We start from the raw sequence: 18,509 nt of genomic DNA, 5'->3' as shown, positions 1-18,509 counted from the left end.
CGCCTTATTTATAAATTATTTTTAAAACAATGAATTAAATGTCTCCATTTAGAGACATTAAATGACCCTATTGTCGCGTCTGAGCGACAATAACAGCATATGGAAATATAAAGACTAAAAAGGCAGGGCTGGGGTATCAGGCATTCACGAGGGAGAATGGGTGAAATACTAAAAGCAAAAAGGCCAGCTCGAAAGCTGGCCTTTTCTAAGGTGGTCGGCGAGAGAGGATTCGAACCTCCGACCCACTGGTCCCAAACCAGTTGCGCTACCAAGCTGCGCTACTCGCCGAAATACTGCTTTTACTACTGCCTTCAACACATCAAAAGCTTATTAAGGCTTCGGGCTGAAAACAAAAACCCTTCTTCAGAAGGGCTTTTAAAATTGGTCGGCGAGAGAGGATTCGAACCTCCGACCCACTGGTCCCAAACCAGTTGCGCTACCAAGCTGCGCTACTCGCCGAAATACTGCTTTTACTACTGATTAATTTAGGTGTGGTGCGAAGAGAGGGACTTGAACCCTCACGTCCGTAAGAACACTAACACCTGAAGCTAGCGCGTCTACCAATTCCGCCACCTTCGCATACATCTAAATTAATGGGGTGGCTAATGGGACTCGAACCCACGACAACTGGAATCACAATCCAGGGCTCTACCAACTGAGCTATAGCCACCACTGTAAAACTTTCACGCGGTACATGATACCACCGCAGCTCTAGCGCCATTATAATAAATGGTGCGCCCGACAGGATTCGAACCTGAGACCTCTGCCTCCGGAGGGCAGCGCTCTATCCAGCTGAGCTACGGGCGCGTAGCGCCGTTGCGGGGTCGGATAATACGGGCTTCGTGCTCAGCTGTCTAGTGCTTATTTCAATAAAATACTCGCAAAACTGCGCGTTTGGTTATGCTTTGCGCATCCTGATGCTTATCCGTTCAGTTTTTCACTAACGGCATGCTTATTCAGGCCAAACACCTTATAAACCAGCGTCACCGCAGCAAGGAAAACAACGCCGACCGTCAGCGACATCCGCGTATCTTCATTCAATCCCATCCCTACCAACACACACACCAGGAACGCCATGGTCAGGTAGTTCGCCCATGGGAATAAAATGGAGCGGAACGGGTGGCTGGCAATCGCTTCACGGTGTGCCTTACGGAAGCGGATTTGGCTAATCAGGATCACAAACCACGGCACCATACCCGGTAATACGCTGGCGCTATAGACATAGACAAAAACGCGCTGCGGATTTGGAATGATGTAGTTGAGGCAAGAACCGAGCAGCAAAATGCCTATTGAAATAGCCACACCTACGACAGGCACACCGCTACGTGAAACCTTCGCCATTTTGGCCGGGAGCTGGCGGTTTTTCGCCAGGGCGTAGAGCATACGCCCGCAGCTGTACATACCACTGTTACAGCCAGACAATGCCGCCGTCAAAACAACAAAGTTAATGATCCCTGCCGCGGCAGTGATACCAATTTTCGCGAAGGTCAAGACAAACGGGCTGCCGGTGGTACCAATCTGGTTCCATGGGAAGATCGTGACAATAACGAAAATCGCGCCCACATAGAAAATCAGAATACGCCACAGTACTTTCCCTACGGCACTGCGCAAGGTGACCTGCGGGTTCTTTGCCTCTCCGGCCGTGATGCCGATTAGCTCCACGCCCTGATAGGACGCGACAACTATACACAAGGCGGTCAGAAACCCTTTCCAGCCACCTGCAAAAAAGCCACCATGCTCTGTCAGATTGCTAAAGCCAATCGCCTGGCCATGGTTTCCAAAACCAAAAAAGATAACGCCCAGGCCCACAACGATCATCACGATAATGGTCGTGACTTTAATCATCGCAAACCAAAACTCTATTTCACCGTACAGGCGCACTGCCGCAAGGTTTGCCAGTGCGACAAGACCAACGGCAAAAATAGCGGGTAGCCACTGGGGAAGATCCGGGAACCAATATTGGACGTAGACCCCAATCGCCGTGATTTCGGAAATACCGACCGCCATCCACATAAACCAATAGGACCAGGCCGTCAGATAGCCAAAAAAGGGGCTCATATAGCGGTGAGCATAGACGGCAAAGGAGCCGGCTACAGGTTCAAGGAACAGCATTTCTCCCATTGAACGCATGATGAAGAATACGAACAGGCCCGCAACAATGTACGCCAGCAATACCGATGGCCCTGCCCATTTGAGGGTACTGGCGGCGCCCATAAACAGGCCAACACCAATGGTTCCTCCCAGGGCGATAAGTTCAATGTGTCGAGCTTCCAGCCCGCGCTGCAGCTCTGCTTTTTTCTCTGCCATAAATCCTCTGTATTGTGTTTGCTTTACTCCGGTTTTTACCGGTTATTGTGTTTGGTTGTTGCCAGACTCAATAACAGGCCATGCAGCGTCGGCAAGAGATTTGCTGGCGCAACATCACTACGGCACTGCATCGAGTGGGCGCAATGGTTCCGTATTTTTTACAAAATTACAAATAACTGCGTAACAAACTGGAATAAGTCTGGTTGAAAATCATGCAGGAAAAGCAAAACGCGCCTGGATCGGCGCGTCGAAAGGTTTAAAGCTTACCGGTAAGGTGCCAGCGCTGATAGCGCAGCAGACGCAGCTGCCGTTTAATGCGAGTCGGCTGTGAAAGCAGGCGGTATAGCCATTCCAGACCTAAGTTTTGCCAGACTTTAGGCGCTCGCTTTACTCGTCCGGTAAATACGTCATATGTACCACCGACGCCCATATAAAGTGCCTGAGAATGCACTTTCCGGCACTCTTGCATTAAGATTTCCTGGCGCGGAGATCCCATCGCTACCGTGACAATCGCCGCCCCACTTTCATGAATGCGTTCAAACAAGGCTGGCCGCTGCTCATCCGTAAAATAGCCATCCTGAGTGCCGACAATATTGACCTGCCAAAGCTGCCTTAGCTTAGCCTCAGTTTGTGCCAGCACCTCAGGCTTACCGCCCACCAAAAATACCGGCGTGCCTTCCTGGCCCGCACGCTGCATCAAGGCTTCCCACAAATCGGCACCGGCAACGCGGTTCACTACGGCTTCCGGGAATTTCTTACGGATGGAACGAACGACGCTGATACCGTCGGCGTATTTGTATTCCGCTGCATCGATAAGGCCGCGAATTTGCTCATCATCTTCTGCCGTCAGGACTTTTTCGGCATTGATTGCCACCAATGTCCCCTGCCGCAAATTCCCTCCTGCATAGAGATAATCCAGCGCATGCTGCATATCTCGCCACCCCAGCAGGCTCAGACCGCGAATATTATAGGAAGGGGCTTCAGTAGAGTTGTTCATGAATATCCTTGTCATGCATTTGTGTGTCGGCAGCAGGTGCAGACACGCGGCGCAGGCGCTGATGAATGAGCCCTGCACTTTCAAATAGCCAGTAAAGTAGTTTTGCCACAACCAGGCACGCGCCAAAAATGACGAGGAAGAACACCACACGCGACACAAAAGAGTCCAGCCCCTCACGGGCCAAAACGATCATATTGAAAATCGCCCCAAAGCAGAACGCGTAGATAATCGCCGCTTTATAGCGGTTGCTTTCCCTGTTCGCCAGCTCATAGAGCCAGTCAAACCATTTGATAATCAGCCCAACGACAACCGCGCCGAGTGGGATAAACCACACGCCGCCCATCACCACCAGCGAGCCGATCAAGGTTGGGGAAATGGCCAGTCCCGAATGGTTGTTTAGCACCTGCCACGTGAAGTAGTTCGCGGTATTCAACACCGTCCCTGGGCGATCTGGCCATACCCAACTTGGGATGAATACGTAGAAATCGCGAATAATAGGTGCCAGCCCCTGGAACTCGATCTTGTCGTAGTTTTGCAGCAGCAAACCTAAATTTTCCCACGGAGAGAACGTGTCGCGAGTCAGATAAAGGAAGGTATAAAACGCCTCGTCTCCGCTAACGTTCAATCCATAGCGCTTAAGTGCCAGCCAGAACATCCCGACGATACCTAGTACGCCCGCCGCCGCCAGCATCCAGAGCGAGATCCAGCCGCGAATAATGCCGATAAACAGGAAAATGGCAAAGGCAATGATGATGTTCGCGCGCGTCCCGCCGACAATCATGTACGTCAACAGGCCAAAGGCGACAGTGCTGACCAGGAAGAAGAGCCAGGCCCGGCCGTCCTGACGCAGGAAGTACACCACCAGCATGGCTGGAATAAAGAAATAGAAGAAACGCTTAAGCGCGACGCCTGACACTTCACTGGAGAAGATTTGGCTGTAAGAGTGCAGTTTGAACAGCAAGAAACCGTTATGGGCAAAGAAGATGCCGACGCTGACCAACGCCACCAGCACCAGCATCAGCCACGTCAGGTGCGTCTCAACCCGGTTCATGGTAAACAGCGAGCGCCGCTCCGTATGCCCTGCCTTCGCCCTAAGCCGCGTTTTATAGGTCACATAGTAAATACCATAGAAACAGGCCGCCGCAAGCTGAGCCTGCAACAGCACGTCCGCGGGCACCACCGAAACCCCAAAACGAAACACCAGGGTACAGGTAAACGGAAAGCCGAAGAAAAAGGTCAACAGGTAAAGCAGCGAAAAGAAGACGTTGAAGTTAAAGCGCACGCGGCGAAACTCCTGATACGTCAGCAATCCGATAAACCCGACCGACAGGAACCAGACAACAAATAACCCGCCAAATTGCGTCAGACTCATTTTTGCTCTCCAGCCGCGATGCTCAACGCGTGATGCCACCCATCAATATAGTTGGGGTTAAAGAAAGCGATGCTTTGCTTATCCAGCAAACGTAGCTGGCGTTGAGCCTCTCTCACGGTCGCTTCATCAAGAGCATCCCCGGTAAAGAGCACCGGAATATGCTGCTCGACCATATCCTGCCAGAACGGATTTTTGCGGTTCAGCACGCAGGGGATCCCGGCCTGAATCAGTAAACACAGGGTGCCGATACCCTGCTGGCGTTCAAAGATAAAATAGCCGAGATCGCACTCGCGCAGCAGGTTAAGGTAATCATTAAATTCAATTTTTTCCGTCAGCACGTCGAGATTTTCCGGGCTAAACAAATCGCTGCCAGCCTGCTTTACCTCTGCAATATAAGCATCGTTGTTTGCCGGGTAACCCATTGGTACAACAACCCGAACCGTGTCACCAAACTGCTGATGAATCGCTTTGAGGGCATCAACATGCCGGTTACTTCGATCGCCGGAATTCCCCACCAGCAATGTTAACTTCCCGCTGCGTTGCGGCTCGTCAGCCATTGTATTGAGACCTGGGTCCATGCGCGTTGGGAAATACAGCAGCTCACCAGGCACCCGCGGGTGGCGCTGATGGAAATAGCTTAAATCCCCACGTGTGGCAAAAATGCGCCCCACCCGCCCCTGAGCAAAACGGCGTAGCTGGTAAAAAAGCCGAAACTTAATACTACGGGAAACCTCATAAAGATCGGCCCCCCAGATATGCCAGTTCATTTGCTCTGGCTTCAGGCCCCCGGTCAGCAAAGCAATCCACAGGCTGCCGTTAAACTGCCCGTGAAAAAAGAAACGCTGCTGCCGGTTAGCTCGGGCTTTTGCCAGAACGTCTGCGGCAATAGCCTGCTTCGAAGGGTAAAGGGAGATCGACAGCGCCGGAAAAGCGGACAACAGGGATTGATCTCCGGATACCACGAGAAATTCTCGGGCATGGGGAGTCGTGGCGGCTAAAACGTCGTTAAAGAAACGCAATACCGTCTGATTGTGATGAGGGATATCAGATCCCAATACGTGAATCAGTGTTGTCATGCTCGTCTACGATAAATAAGGAAAACGCCACAGCAGAGCGCAAAATAAACAATATAAGTCGCCATATAAGCTTGAGCCGCCCCCAGTGCGCCGTGGGCGGGTATCAACCAGCGCGAGAAGCCGGTTAGCAGAGCAAACTGGCTGATTTCAGTCAAAATATAAAAACGCAGCGACGCCTTGGCGATAACCAAATAGCCAAACACATAGGCCCCCACCTTCAGCACGTCCCCCACCAGCTGCCAGGCAAACAAATCACGCATGGCGCTGAATTTTGGTGAAAACAGCAGCCAGATAGCGAAATCACGCAGCAGCCAGACTGTCAGGCTTGCCGCCGCCACGGCGGGCAGAACAAACTTTAGCGAGCGCACGATTTCTCGCGTAATGGCACTTTTTTCTTTCAGACGCGCAAGCGTAGGCAGCAAATAAACGCTAAAAGATGCGGTAATAAACTGCAGATAAGCATCTGAAATACTGCTTACCCCTTGCCAGATACCGACTTCATCCCAGCTGTAATGCTCCGCCAGCAGGTTTCGCATCATCACATAGGCCACGGGGAGCGTAACTGAGGTGATAAGCGCCATCACAGTAAACTTACCAAGATGGCTGGCCAGCAGCTTATCCCAGCTCGGCTTCAGGTAGCTCAGCGGAACATGTTCACGCCTCACAAGCATGACGACAGCAGGGATAACAACCAGTGCAGGCACCAAAGCCAGGCCTAACAACGCCCCCTGGTAACCCCCTAAACGATAGCAAGCATAGTAAGCCAGCACGCCAATCAAGCTGCCTGCAATCAGTGCCAGGGCGTTACCTGCGGCGTCGCGAAATCCTTTCATAATGGCCAGCGACAGGTTTGCCCAGGCAATCCCCATCTGGACCAGTGCCACCAGGCGCACCAGGTTCTGGTAGTCCGCATGGCCAAACAACCCGATACTGATTGGCTGCGCGGCAAGAACGAATATCACCGCCAGCAGGGAAGAAAATCCGAGCACCATTGCAGAAGAGGTGCCGAGTACCCGCTTTAGCTGTTCCGGGTTGTCATGATGTTCGGCAACGTATTTAGTCACGCCGTTAAAAATACCCGCACCGGCAAGCACACCCAGTACGGTCACCATTTGGCGAAAATTGCCGGCAAGTCCCACGCCAGAGGGGCCAAAGGCCACGGCCAGCATTTTGACCACCAACAACCCGGCACCAATTTTTACCAGCGTGGACCCGGCGGTCCACACTGAAGCTTTAGCTAACGACATCTCAGGCGAAGTAACTTTGCAGCGTATTGATAACGGTGCGTTGGTTCACCGGCGACAGGTTGTAGAACAGTGGCAAGCGGAGCAGGCGCTCGCTTTCACGAGTGGTGAAGCGATCTTCCCCATGGAATCGACCAAATTTTTCCCCGGCAGGGCAGGCATGCAGCGGAATATAGTGGAACACCGCCATGATTTCCGCTTCTTTCAGGTAGGAAATCAGCGCGCTGCGATCTTCGATATCGCGTAGCTTGATGTAGAACATATGGGCGTTCTGCACGCAGTCTTCCGGGACAACAGGCAGTTCTATGCGCCCGGCTTTAGCCAGGGGTGCAAGGGCATCGTGATAGTTTTGCCATAGCTTAAGGCGCTGCTGATTAATCTTCTCTGCGGCCTCGAGCTGCGCCCAAAGGTACGCGGCCTGCAGATCTGCCATCAGATAGCTTGAGCCTATATCACGCCAGGTGTATTTATCCACCTGCCCACGGAAGAACTGGCTGCGGTTGGTGCCTTTTTCACGGACGATTTCTGCCCGCTCAATTAAAGCAGGGTCGTTAATCAGCGTCGCGCCGCCTTCACCACCCGCAGTATAATTTTTGGTCTCATGGAAGCTGAAGCACCCGATGTGGCCAATCGAGCCTAACGCTCGGCCTTTATAAGTAGACATCACGCCTTGCGCGGCATCTTCCACCACAAACAGGTTATGTTTTTTCGCGATGGCCATGATGGTATCCATTTCACAAGCCACACCTGCGTAATGAACCGGCACAATAACGCGTGTTTTTTCGGTAATCGCCGCTTCTATTTTGGTTTCATCGATGTTCATGGTGTCAGGACGTACGTCTACAAACACGATGACAGCGCCCCGAAGCACAAAGGCATTAGCCGTTGAAACAAAGGTGTAGCTCGGCATAATCACTTCATCGCCAGGCTTGATATCCAGCAGGATAGCGGCCATTTCCAACGAAGCTGTGCAAGACGGCGTCAGCAGCACTTTCTTGCTGCCAAAACGCTGCTCCATCCATTGCTGGCAGCGACGGGTAAATCCCCCGTCTCCACACAGTTTGCCGCTACCCATAGCAGCCTGCATGTATTCAAGTTCTGTACCAACGACCGGCGGAGCGTTAAATGGGATCATTTTTTCACCTGTATAACCAGAAGGCAGTGCTTTCTATGGTGGCACCGCTTTTAATATAGCGACGCAGCGCCGCGGTATTGCTCACCTGAGTAGCCACCCGCAGAGTTGTCAAACCACGCTGACGACACCAGTCTTGCGCCGCAGCCATTAGTTCCTCGCCCAAGCCTCGTCCGGCAAGCAGGCCAATTCTGGCCTCTGCATCATTTAGCTGCCGCAAGGTCACAAAGCCCAGGCATTCGTCGCCGTTCTGCAGCAACAGGCACTGATGATCAAACGTGCCAAGGACAGCGTTTTCAATCCATTGCGCATAGAAACGACCGCTGTCCCCGGCTTTGTACCAGGGCGTGCGGAAGCGGCTTTGCGTGAATACCTGAGAAGCCGCCAGGCGAAGCGCAGGAATATCATTTGGCTGAGCGATATCGACGGGAATATTTGCATTTTGCGTGCCAACAGAAAGGACCAAATCCACTTCACCTTCGACAAGCTGGAAACCAAGCTGCTGCAGACCATCCAGCCAGTCGGTACGATGAGAGGGAATTTTTGCCTGGACGCGCGACCAGGTATTTAACTGATCTTCCAGCAGCGCAGGGGCTTCCTCAGAGAAGCGAACCGCGCAGCTGTTTACGTCAAAGAAACGATTTTCCCAGTCCAGAGGAGCCAGGGTGCCGTGAATTGGGCTCATCGTCAGTTACCGCCAAACACCTTTGGTATCGACAATCCACGGCTGACGCACTTTGTCAGCCGGGACAGCTTTAAATTCGTTATGGTCAACTAACATCACCAGCACATCAGCCTGGCTAAGGGCTGCTTCCAGCGAGGTTAATTCGCAGTGACCAGCGAGCTTCGCCGGTAGCGTGTGGATATTAGGTTCGACGACCAGCGTTTTACCGCCGTGCCACTCGGCCAACAGCTCAGCAATTTCCATTGCCGGGCTTTCACGCAAATCGTCAATGTTCGGCTTAAAGGCAAGCCCAAAGCAGGCAATCGTCAGCTCGCTGGTCCGGCGGCCTGTTTCAGCCAGGCAATCGGCTATCGCGGCCTTAACCTGGTTTATCACCCACAAAGGCTTGCCGTCATTCACTTCACGAGCAGTGCGGATAAGACGGGCTTGTTCAGGGTTCTGCGATACGATGAACCATGGGTCTACCGCGATGCAGTGCCCTCCGACACCCGGCCCTGGCTGCAGCACATTCACGCGTGGATGGCGATTGGCAAGGCGAATCAATTCCCAGACGTTGATTCCCTGATCTGCACAGATCAGGGAGAGTTCGTTGGCAAAGGCGATATTGACATCACGAAAGCTGTTTTCCGTGAGCTTGCACATTTCGGCCGTGCGAGAGTTGGTAATAACGCATTCGCCTTCGAGGAAAATGTTATACAGCTCGCTCGCACGAGCAGAACATACCGGCGTCATACCGCCAACAACGCGGTCGTTTTTGATCAGTTCAACCATCACCTGCCCCGGTAAAACGCGCTCCGGGCAATAGGCGATATTGATATCCGCCTGCTCTCCCGCTTGTTGAGGGAAACTCAAATCCGGACGCAAAGCAGCCAGCCATTCCGCCATTTGCTCAGTCGCGCCGACGGGAGAAGTTGACTCAAGCACGACCAGCGCCCCTTTTTTCAGGACAGGTGCAATGGATTCTGCTGCAGATTTCACATAAACCATGTCCGGTTCATGATCGCCTTTAAAAGGGGTTGGCACAGCAATAAGATAAGCATCAGCCTCAACGGGCTGCACGGTGGCGCTCAGGTAGCCAGCATCAACGGCAGATTTCACTACTTTGTCTAAATCAGGCTCAATAATGTGAATTTCACCCCGATTGATGGTATCCACCGCTCGCTGATTAATATCCACGCCAATCACTTTACGTTGACGAGAAGCAAACGCGGCAGCGGTCGGTAGGCCAATGTAGCCAAGACCAATTACGGAGATGGTGGAAAAATTCATAATTTCACCTGATTTTGTTTTAAGGCATTTAAAATACGGCTGCAGGCCTCGCCATCGCCGTAAGGGTTATGGGCACGGCTCATCGCATTATATTCATGCTCATTACGGAGCAGTTGGGTGACTTCGGCGACAATTCTCTCTTCGTCGGTCCCCACTAACCGTACGGTACCTGCGGCAACGGCTTCAGGACGCTCAGTAGTTTCGCGCATCACCAAAACGGGCTTCCCAAGAGAAGGCGCTTCTTCCTGAATCCCACCGGAATCCGTCAAAATAAGCCATGCGTGGTTCATGAGATAAACAAAGGGCAGATATTCTTGAGGCTCAATCAAAATCACATTTTCGATATGCCCCAAAATACGCCTCACAGGCTCACTGACGTTTGGATTCAGGTGAACCGGATACACTATCTGCACATCGCTGTTTTGCGCGGCAATTCTTGCCAGCGCGCGGCAAATACGCTCAAAACCATCACCAAAACTTTCCCGACGGTGCCCGGTAACCAGAATCATTTTTTTACTGGCATCAAGGAAAGGGTGTTTCGCCGCGATGTCCTGACGCACGTTTTCTTGAGCCAGGACCCGATCGCGGACGGAAAGTAACGCGTCAATCACACTGTTGCCGGTCACAAAAATTTTTTCTTCGCTGATATTTTCTTTTAGCAGGTTCTGACGCGAATTTTCCGTCGGCGCAAAATGCCAGGAAGCAAGATGTCCGGTTAAAGTACGGTTTGCTTCCTCCGGCCATGGGGAGTACAGATCGCCAGTGCGCAATCCTGCCTCAACGTGCCCGACAGGGATCCGCTGATAGAAAGCAGCAAGGCTCGCCGCAACAGTAGTAGTGGTATCGCCATGGACCAAAACAACATCCGGCTTAAAGGATTCCAAAATAGGCTTTAGCCCTTCCAGAATACGGCAGGTAATTTCCGTCAAGCCCTGCCCCGGCTTCATGATATTTAAGTCAAAGTCCGGCGTAATGGAAAAAAGGTGTAATACCTGATCCAGCATCTCACGATGCTGCGCCGTTACACATACTTTCGCGTCAAAAAACGCGTCTTTTGCCAACGCATCTACCAACGGCGCCATTTTAATAGCTTCCGGGCGCGTGCCAAAAACGGTTAATACTTTCACGGTGATTCTCTTATGTTGAATAAGGTGGAGACATTCCATCGCTCCTCCACCAGGAAAGGGCTTACGCTGTCTTTTGACGGCGAGCTAACGCTACGCCAGCACCAATAAGCGCCCCAACCGCACCCCACATAATCAGCAAGAACGCACGACGAGGGCTATCACGCTTAACTGGCTCTTCCGGCGTGCGTAAATAGCGGTAGGTCTGGAAACGAACATCGACTGTCGGCCCAACATTCAGCGTATTTAACATCGCCCGGTTTTGATCGTAATCGATATCAAAATCAGGCCCTACGGCCTGGAGGCTTTCCAGGCGCGCCTGCAACATAGGACGACCCAGCATGAACATTTCTGAATCCGGAAGTTCTTCTGCAGGAACGTTCGTTTCGCTGCGGGTGATATTTTGCTGTTGAGCAACTTTTAGTGCCTGCTCAATGCTTTTGATTTTGCGATCGTAGATAGAATTCGCCACGGCTTCCTGCCGTTTTACCTGCGCTTTCATCTGAACGGTACGCGCAGCCCAGGCACCTGTAAGCTCTTCATTTAAATGGCTAGCTGCACGCTGGCTGGCAAAGGCGACATATTGCCGCAAAAGGTTATTGGCATCAGCGGCAGTTTCAGCCACCAGCTTTACGCTATCGCTGATGTTACGAGCGCTGTCGCCCGGCGTGTACTGGATATTATCGACGATCTCATCCAACAGTGCGGCATCGGCTTTGCTATTCCCCACCTGGCGCTGCTTGTAGTAATCCGTCTGTAGCCAGAAATCCCTGCGGGTATCATAGGCTGAAAGCTGTACGATGAATTCTTTGTACGCTTCATCCATGACCGAAGGCTGATCTGTCGTCGCCATATTGGCTTTTACATCGAGGTTGCGCAGAAACTGCTGCTGAGAATAGTAACCCCCCAGCATATTGACTGTCGGGCGGTCGGTGATCGCCGTTGCACTCCACTCTTGTTTCGCTAAGAAGGTGTAAATCAGCGCAATAAGGGCAAACACAAAGGCGATTCCGATAATCCAGAATTTGCCCTGCCACAGCGTGCGAAACAAGCCGCGAATATCCAGCTCGTTCTCCACTACCGGGTAATTACCTGGCACATGCTCTTTCATCGCTTCCCCAATTCAAGTCAGACTAAATGTTTACGTTGTTGTTTCTGCGAACACGACGTTTATGACGCCTGATAAAACGCGCCACTTTCCAGGCCCGCTTAATACAAAAATCGTATAGCACGAATGCTAGCAAGAATAATGCCAACATCACCCACTCTGGAATAAAATGTAGATACTCAGCAGTAACACCAATGGCAGCGAGTAACGCTGCGGCAAGGGTGATCAGCACAAACGCCTGTCTTGAAGTAAACCCAGCGCGCATGATCAAATGATGAATATGCTGTCGATCGGGGGAGAATGGACTCATGCCTTTGCGCAGGCGACGATACATAATTGCTATCATGTCCATCAACGGAATCGCAATGATCCATAACGCAGTCACCGGGCTTATTGCATGTGTTTGCCCCTGCGTCGTTTCCAGTAAGATCCAGATAATGGTAAAACCGATTAGTGTGCTGCCGGCGTCTCCCATAAAGACTTTATAACGACGTCCAAGCACACCAAGGTTAAGCAGAATGTATGGCAGGATGGCAACGATCATGGCAAAGCACCACATCGCGAGGCTGTACTGACCATCAAAGAACAGAATGATGCCGATCGCAGCAAACGAAACAGAAGATAGGCCACCGAGTAAGCCATCAATGCCATCAACCATATTGAAGGCGTTGATCGCTGCCCACACGGCGAATAGCGTCAGGAAATAACCAAATGGGCCCAGTACCAGTTCCCATGAACCAAATATATAACCCAAACTACTGAGATGCAGATTGCCATAGAACATCATTACGATGCCGATAACTGCCTGAATTGACGCTCGAATCTTCACTCTTACATCAAAACGATCATCAAGTGCACCGATCAGAACAAGGACGCCTGCACAGGTTAAATAAAGCCAGCCGTGGGGGATGTAGTACTTCCCGAGTATGAAAGAAAAGCAAATACCTGCGTAAACAGAGATCCCACCAACCAGGGGAATCAACCCCTGGTGGCGCTTACGGAAATTCGGTTTATCAACAAGGCCAATTCTCTTCGCTACCTTGCGTGCAATGAATAAAAAGGCGGTAGTAAAGATGAAAATTAGGAGCAAGTCAGTTCCGGCGGTGACTAAATTCACAGTGAAAGGTCTCTGCAAGATTTATGGGCAAAGTCAGCATAGTAAAAATATGCAACTGTCCCGAAGAGATTAAACATAATTCCTCCCTGAACAAACCGTTAGCGATGGATTGTTTCCATGGCAAAAGGAATTTTGAAAAGATAACGATAGCCAATACATTCATCGTCTGTATATCGTATCTAGCAGAAAAGAAAAACGCCACGACTAAGCGTGGCGTTCCCCGAGTTTTTGTTGCTTACGAGCGCTTCATCATGTCGAAGAAGTCATCGTTGGTTTTGGTCATCGCCAACTTGTTGATGAGGAACTCCATCGCATCAATTTCGCCCATCGGGTGAATGATTTTGCGCAAGATCCACATTTTCTGCAGCTCTTCCTGCGTGGTGAGCAGCTCTTCTTTACGCGTACCGGAACGGTTGTAATCGATGGCCGGGAAGACGCGTTTTTCAGCGATCTTACGGGACAGATGCAGTTCCATGTTACCGGTGCCTTTAAACTCTTCGTAGATGACTTCATCCATTTTAGAGCCGGTATCGATAAGCGCGGTGGCGATAATAGTCAGGCTACCGCCCTCTTCCACGTTACGTGCAGCACCGAAGAAACGTTTTGGACGATGCAGGGCGTTTGCGTCCACACCACCGGTCAGAACTTTACCGGATGCTGGCACAACGGTGTTATAGGCACGCGCCAGACGAGTGATGGAATCGAGCAGAATAATAACGTCTTTCTTATGTTCAACCAGACGTTTCGCTTTCTCGATAACCATTTCGGCAACCTGAACGTGGCGAGAAGCCGGTTCGTCAAAGGTAGAAGCAACAACCTCACCTTTAACCAGACGCTGCATCTCGGTCACTTCCTCTGGACGTTCGTCGATCAGCAGCACCATCAGTACACAGTCAGGATGGTTATAAGCAATGCTCTGCGCGATGTTCTGCAGCAGCATGGTTTTACCGGCTTTTGGCGGTGCCACGATCAGGCCACGCTGGCCGCGACCAATTGGTGATGCCAGATCCAGTACACGAGCGGTTAAGTCTTCGGTAGAACCGTTACCACGCTCCATACGCAGACGAGAGTTTGCATGCAGAGGCGTTAAGTTTTCGAACAGAATCTTGCTACGGGCGTTTTCCGGCTTATCGTAGTTAACTTCGTTAACCTTCAGCAGCGCAAAGTAGCGTTCGCCTTCTTTTGGCGGACGAATCTTACCGGAGATGGTATCCCCTGTGCGGAGGTTGAAACGGCGGATTTGGCTGGGAGAAACGTAGATGTCGTCGGGACCGGCGAGGTAGGAGCTGTCTGCGGAGCGGAGGAAACCAAATCCATCCTGCAGTATCTCCAGCACACCGTCACCAAAGATATCTTCGCCACTCTTAGCGTGTTGCTTCAGGATGGAGAAAATGATGTCCTGCTTGCGCATGCGGGCTTGGTTTTCCAGCCCCATATTTTCGCCGAGAGTAATCAGCTCAGAAACCGGCGTATTCTTTAATTCGGTAAGATTCATAATGGTGGGTTCTTAAACTCGGGGTAAATCTCGAACTTAGTTTCGTGAATGGTATGGCAGGGTCATCCGTGCCTGTTTAGTGGCTACCACACATGTCTGATCGCTGCCTGGTCATAGGAAAAACGCAGAACTGAAACGACAAGACGGAATGGGTGATAAGCCCGAATTCGGTTATGCGTCCGTTGTGATTGCTGTAAAAGAGAGTTGATTTGACAGCGAACGGGAAGCATTAAGGTATTACAAAGATTCAAACTTAAGGGCAAGTTTAAAGCGAAGTCATAGGTAACTTAGCATGTGTGACGCCGGGCGTCCAGCAGCTCGCAAAAAAATGCAAATGCGGCACGCACCGGCTGAGATTCCATTATGCCAGATTAGCGTCGAGGAACTCTTTTAACTGGCCTTTAGACAGCGCGCCTACTTTGGTCGCAGCGACTTCGCCATTTTTGAACAGCAACAGGGTTGGGATACCACGGATGCCGTACTTCGGCGCCGTACCCGGGTTCTGGTCGATGTTCAGCTTAGCTACGGTGATTTTGCCCTGATATTCATCAGCGATCTCGTCGAGAATCGGGGCGATCATTTTACACGGACCACACCACTCTGCCCAGAAATCAACCAGAATCAACCCTTCAGCTTGAAGCACGTCCGTGTCGAAACTGCCGTCAGTCAGGTGAATAATTTTATCGCTCATGTTCAACTCCACAGGATTATGTCTACCTTGTTGGTGTAGCATTAACCAACTTGGGGTGACTTTATTTCACCCGGTTTATTTCAACGGATGTGCTTTCGTAAAGCAATAGTAAACTGATATTCTACCACACTATGAGCAAAACACATTTGACCGAAAAGAAGTTTTCCGACTTCGCCCTGCACCCTAAGGTGATTGAAGCCCTTGAAAATAAAGGGTTCCATAACTGCACCCCAATTCAGGCACTGGCACTTCCGCTGACTCTGGCGAATCGTGACGTTGCAGGGCAGGCGCAAACCGGTACAGGCAAAACGATGGCGTTTCTGACGTCCACGTTCCACTATTTACTTTCTCACCCGGTTCCAGAGAACCGTCAGGTGAATCAACCACGCGCCTTGATTATGGCGCCAACCCGCGAATTAGCGGTACAGATTCACTCTGATGCGGAACCGTTAGCTCAGGCGACTGGCCTGAAGCTTGGCCTTGCCTATGGTGGCGACGGCTATGACAAACAGCTGAAAGTGCTGGAAAGCGGCGTCGATATTTTGATCGGTACCACCGGCCGACTGATTGACTACGCCAAACAAAATCACATTAACCTGGGCGCGATTCAGGTTGTGGTCCTGGATGAAGCCGATCGCATGTACGATCTCGGCTTTATTAAAGATATTCGTTGGCTGTTCCGCCGCATGCCGCCGGTCACTCAGCGCCTGAATATGCTGTTCTCAGCCACACTTTCCTACCGCGTACGTGAACTGGCTTTCGAGCAGATGAACAACGCGGAATATGTGGAAGTTGAGCCCGAGCAGAGAACGGGTCACCGCATTAAAGAAGAGCTTTTCTATCCTTCTAACGAAGAGAAAATGCGTCTGCTGCAAACGCTGCTCGAAGAAGAATGGCCAGACCGCGCCATCATCTTCGCGAACACCAAACACCGCTGTGAAGATATCTGGGGCCATCTGGCCGCTGATGGTCATCGCGTTGGGCTGTTAACGGGTGATGTCGCACAGAAAAAACGCCTGCGCATCCTGGAAGAGTTTACCCGTGGCGATCTGGATATTCTGGTTGCAACTGACGTTGCGGCTCGTGGCCTGCATATTCCAGCCGTTACTCACGTCTTCAACTACGATTTGCCGGACGACTGCGAAGACTACGTCCACCGTATTGGTCGTACCGGTCGTGCCGGGGCAAGCGGTCATTCGATCAGCCTCGCATGCGAAGATTACGCCCTGAACCTGTCGGCAATCGAAACCTATATTGGCCACGCCATTCCGGTGAGCAAATATAACGCTGAAGCACTGTTAAATGAGTTCCCACCGCCAAAACGTCTGACCCGCAGCCGCCCAGGCAACGGTCCACGCCGCGGTGGCGCTCCTCGTGGTAATCGTCGTCGCGCAGGTTAAAAAATCTATGCTAAGCACCGCCTCACTCTATGCAGCAATTGATCTGGGTTCTAACAGTTTTCATATGTTGGTTGTGCGTGAGGTGGCAGGAAGCATACAAACCCTGACCCGCATTAAGCGAAAAGTCCGCCTCGCTGCTGGCCTCAACAGCGAGTGCGTTCTCTCTCCGGAAGCCATGGAACGTGGCTGGCAATGCCTACGCTTATTTGCCGAACGCCTTCAGGATATCCCTCAGAATCAAATTCGCGTTGTGGCTACAGCCACGCTGCGTCTCGCCGTTAATGCCGATGTTTTTTTGCAAAAGGCGCAGGAAATCCTCGGCTGCCCGGTCCAGGTGATTCGCGGTGAAGAAGAAGCCCGCCTGATTTATCAGGGCGTTGCCCACACGACCGGGGGCGACGATCGCCGTCTGGTGGTTGATATCGGTGGCGCCAGTACCGAACTGGTAACGGGCACCGGGGCGCAGACAACCTCGTTATTCAGCCTCTCAATGGGCTGTGTCACGTGGCTGGAGCGTTTCTTTAGCGACAGAAATCTTGCTCAGGAGAACTTCGCGGCTGCAGAAGCGGCAGCTGCAGAAGTACTCAGCCCGGTCATTGCCGAGCTTAAAAACCACGGCTGGAAGATTTGTGTCGGCGCTTCAGGTACCGTGCAGGCGCTGCAGGAAATCATGATGGCGCAGGGAATGGACGAACGTATTACCCTGGCAAAACTGCAGCAGCTAAAGCAGCGAGCAATTCAGTGTGGCCGGCTGGAAGAGCTGGAAATTGAAGGACTCACGCTGGAGCGGGCGCTGGTTTTCCCGAGCGGCCTGGCCATTCTCATCGCTATCTTCCAACAGCTTGATATTGAATGCATGACGCTTGCCGGTGGCGCGCTGCGTGAAGGTTTGGTCTACGGGATGCTGCATCTTGCGGTTGACCAGGAGATTCGCCAGAGAACGCTGCGTAACGTCCAGCGCCGTTTTATGGTAGATACCAGCCAGGCGGCTCGCGTGGAGCAGCTTGCGCAGAATTTTGCTTCGCAAATCGCCGAGCCCTGGGGGCTGGATCCCCTCAGTCAGCAAATGTTGGCAAGCAGCGCTCTGCTGCATGAAATTGGCTTGAGCATCGATTTTAAACATGCCCCGCAGCATGCGGCCTATCTGGTGAGAAACCTGGATTTGCCGGGCTATACGCCCGCGCAGAAGAAATTGCTGGCAACGCTACTGCTTAATCAGACCAATCCTGTCGATCTCTCTTCGCTCCACCAGCAAAACGCTGTCCCGCCGCGCGTGGCGGAAAGACTCTGCCGCCTGTTACGCCTGGCGATTATTTTCGCCAACCGCCGCCGGGACGATATCCTGCCCGAGATTAAACTGCAGGCCGACGGCGAAACGCTGCATCTGGCATTGCCCGACACCTGGCTTGCCTGTCACCCTCTCGGTGCCGAGCTGCTGGAACAGGAAAAACTGTGGCAGAGCTACGTTCACTGGCCGCTCAGCGTCAATTAA

Annotated in this window: 15 protein-coding genes and 5 tRNA genes; 2 read left to right on the top strand and 18 right to left on the bottom strand. The window is 51.9% G+C overall.

All coding sequences use genetic code 11. The annotated features are described in order from the left end of the window. Positions 1 to 211: 211 nt before the first annotated feature. The 18 genes from LH23_RS06000 to trxA all read right to left on the bottom strand — a co-directional run bounded on the left by LH23_RS06000 (position 212) and on the right by trxA (position 15,617). Positions 212 to 288 (bottom strand) — tRNA-Pro (locus tag LH23_RS06000). Positions 289 to 382: 94 nt separating this feature from the next. Beyond that, positions 383 to 459 (bottom strand) — tRNA-Pro (locus tag LH23_RS05995). A gap of 33 nt (positions 460 to 492) precedes the next feature. After that, positions 493 to 579: transfer RNA gene (locus LH23_RS05990), tRNA-Leu, on the bottom strand. Positions 580 to 594: 15 nt separating this feature from the next. Then, a tRNA-His gene (locus LH23_RS05985) sits at positions 595 to 670 on the bottom strand. Positions 671 to 730: 60 nt separating this feature from the next. Further along, positions 731 to 807 (bottom strand) — tRNA-Arg (locus LH23_RS05980). A gap of 114 nt (positions 808 to 921) precedes the next feature. Beyond that, positions 922 to 2,307: a bifunctional threonine/serine APC transporter ThrP gene (thrP, locus tag LH23_RS05975; protein WP_039289218.1), complete on the bottom strand. Its 1,386-nt coding sequence runs from the start codon at positions 2,305 to 2,307 to the stop codon at positions 922 to 924. A gap of 256 nt (positions 2,308 to 2,563) precedes the next feature. Continuing rightward, on the bottom strand, positions 2,564 to 3,304 hold the full coding sequence (wecG, locus tag LH23_RS05970; protein ID WP_039289217.1) for a lipopolysaccharide N-acetylmannosaminouronosyltransferase: 741 nt from the start codon (positions 3,302 to 3,304) through the stop codon (positions 2,564 to 2,566). Then, positions 3,288 to 4,676: an ECA oligosaccharide polymerase gene (wzyE, locus tag LH23_RS05965; protein ID WP_039289216.1), complete on the bottom strand. Its 1,389-nt coding sequence runs from the start codon at positions 4,674 to 4,676 to the stop codon at positions 3,288 to 3,290. Before wzyE ends, wecG begins: the two co-directional genes overlap by 17 nt. After that, positions 4,673 to 5,752 (bottom strand): TDP-N-acetylfucosamine:lipid II N-acetylfucosaminyltransferase, encoded by a 1,080-nt coding sequence (locus LH23_RS05960; RefSeq protein ID WP_039289215.1) that lies wholly within the window; start codon positions 5,750 to 5,752, stop codon positions 4,673 to 4,675. The genes wzyE and LH23_RS05960 overlap by 4 nt, the downstream gene beginning before the upstream one ends. Then, positions 5,749 to 6,999: a lipid III flippase WzxE gene (wzxE, locus tag LH23_RS05955; RefSeq protein ID WP_039289214.1), complete on the bottom strand. Its 1,251-nt coding sequence runs from the start codon at positions 6,997 to 6,999 to the stop codon at positions 5,749 to 5,751. The genes LH23_RS05960 and wzxE overlap by 4 nt, the downstream gene beginning before the upstream one ends. A gap of 1 nt (position 7,000) precedes the next feature. Then, entirely contained in the window at positions 7,001 to 8,131 is a 1,131-nt protein-coding gene (gene rffA, locus LH23_RS05950) for a dTDP-4-amino-4,6-dideoxygalactose transaminase (RefSeq protein ID WP_039289213.1), read from the bottom strand. A gap of 4 nt (positions 8,132 to 8,135) precedes the next feature. Continuing rightward, positions 8,136 to 8,813 carry a dTDP-4-amino-4,6-dideoxy-D-galactose acyltransferase gene (rffC, locus tag LH23_RS05945; protein ID WP_039289212.1) on the bottom strand — a complete coding sequence of 226 codons (678 nt, stop codon included), beginning with the start codon at positions 8,811 to 8,813 and terminating at the stop codon, positions 8,136 to 8,138. A 6-nt stretch (positions 8,814 to 8,819) separates the two neighbouring features. Beyond that, positions 8,820 to 10,082, bottom strand: coding sequence for a UDP-N-acetyl-D-mannosamine dehydrogenase (gene wecC, locus LH23_RS05940; RefSeq protein WP_039289211.1), 1,263 nt, complete (start codon positions 10,080 to 10,082; stop codon positions 8,820 to 8,822). Beyond that, complete coding sequence (gene wecB / locus LH23_RS05935) at positions 10,079 to 11,209, bottom strand: non-hydrolyzing UDP-N-acetylglucosamine 2-epimerase (RefSeq protein ID WP_039296412.1); 1,131 nt, start codon at positions 11,207 to 11,209, stop codon at positions 10,079 to 10,081. Before wecB ends, wecC begins: the two co-directional genes overlap by 4 nt. A gap of 61 nt (positions 11,210 to 11,270) precedes the next feature. Further along, entirely contained in the window at positions 11,271 to 12,317 is a 1,047-nt protein-coding gene (gene wzzE / locus LH23_RS05930) for an ECA polysaccharide chain length modulation protein (RefSeq protein WP_039289210.1), read from the bottom strand. Between the two features lie 22 nt (positions 12,318 to 12,339). Continuing rightward, a complete protein-coding gene (gene wecA, locus LH23_RS05925) occupies positions 12,340 to 13,431 on the bottom strand; it encodes a UDP-N-acetylglucosamine--undecaprenyl-phosphate N-acetylglucosaminephosphotransferase (protein WP_039289209.1) in 1,092 nt (363 codons plus the stop codon). Between the two features lie 235 nt (positions 13,432 to 13,666). Beyond that, positions 13,667 to 14,926, bottom strand: a complete 1,260-nt coding sequence (gene rho / locus LH23_RS05920) for a transcription termination factor Rho (protein ID WP_008455558.1) — start codon at positions 14,924 to 14,926, stop codon at positions 13,667 to 13,669. A gap of 361 nt (positions 14,927 to 15,287) precedes the next feature. After that, a complete protein-coding gene (trxA, locus tag LH23_RS05915) occupies positions 15,288 to 15,617 on the bottom strand; it encodes a thioredoxin TrxA (protein WP_008455560.1) in 330 nt (109 codons plus the stop codon). A gap of 131 nt (positions 15,618 to 15,748) precedes the next feature. On the opposite strand from trxA, the gene rhlB reads away from it, so the two are divergent. Continuing rightward, positions 15,749 to 17,017 carry an ATP-dependent RNA helicase RhlB gene (gene rhlB / locus LH23_RS05910; RefSeq protein ID WP_008455563.1) on the top strand — a complete coding sequence of 423 codons (1,269 nt, stop codon included), beginning with the start codon at positions 15,749 to 15,751 and terminating at the stop codon, positions 17,015 to 17,017. A 7-nt stretch (positions 17,018 to 17,024) separates the two neighbouring features. Further along, positions 17,025 to 18,509: a guanosine-5'-triphosphate,3'-diphosphate diphosphatase gene (gene gppA / locus LH23_RS05905; RefSeq protein ID WP_039296409.1), complete on the top strand. Its 1,485-nt coding sequence runs from the start codon at positions 17,025 to 17,027 to the stop codon at positions 18,507 to 18,509.

This window comes from Cedecea neteri (genome assembly GCF_000758305.1).
GTDB lineage: Bacteria > Pseudomonadota > Gammaproteobacteria > Enterobacterales > Enterobacteriaceae > Cedecea > Cedecea neteri_C.
Note: the sequence above shows the minus strand (reverse complement) of the source record. Positions and strands in the feature narration are given on the sequence as shown.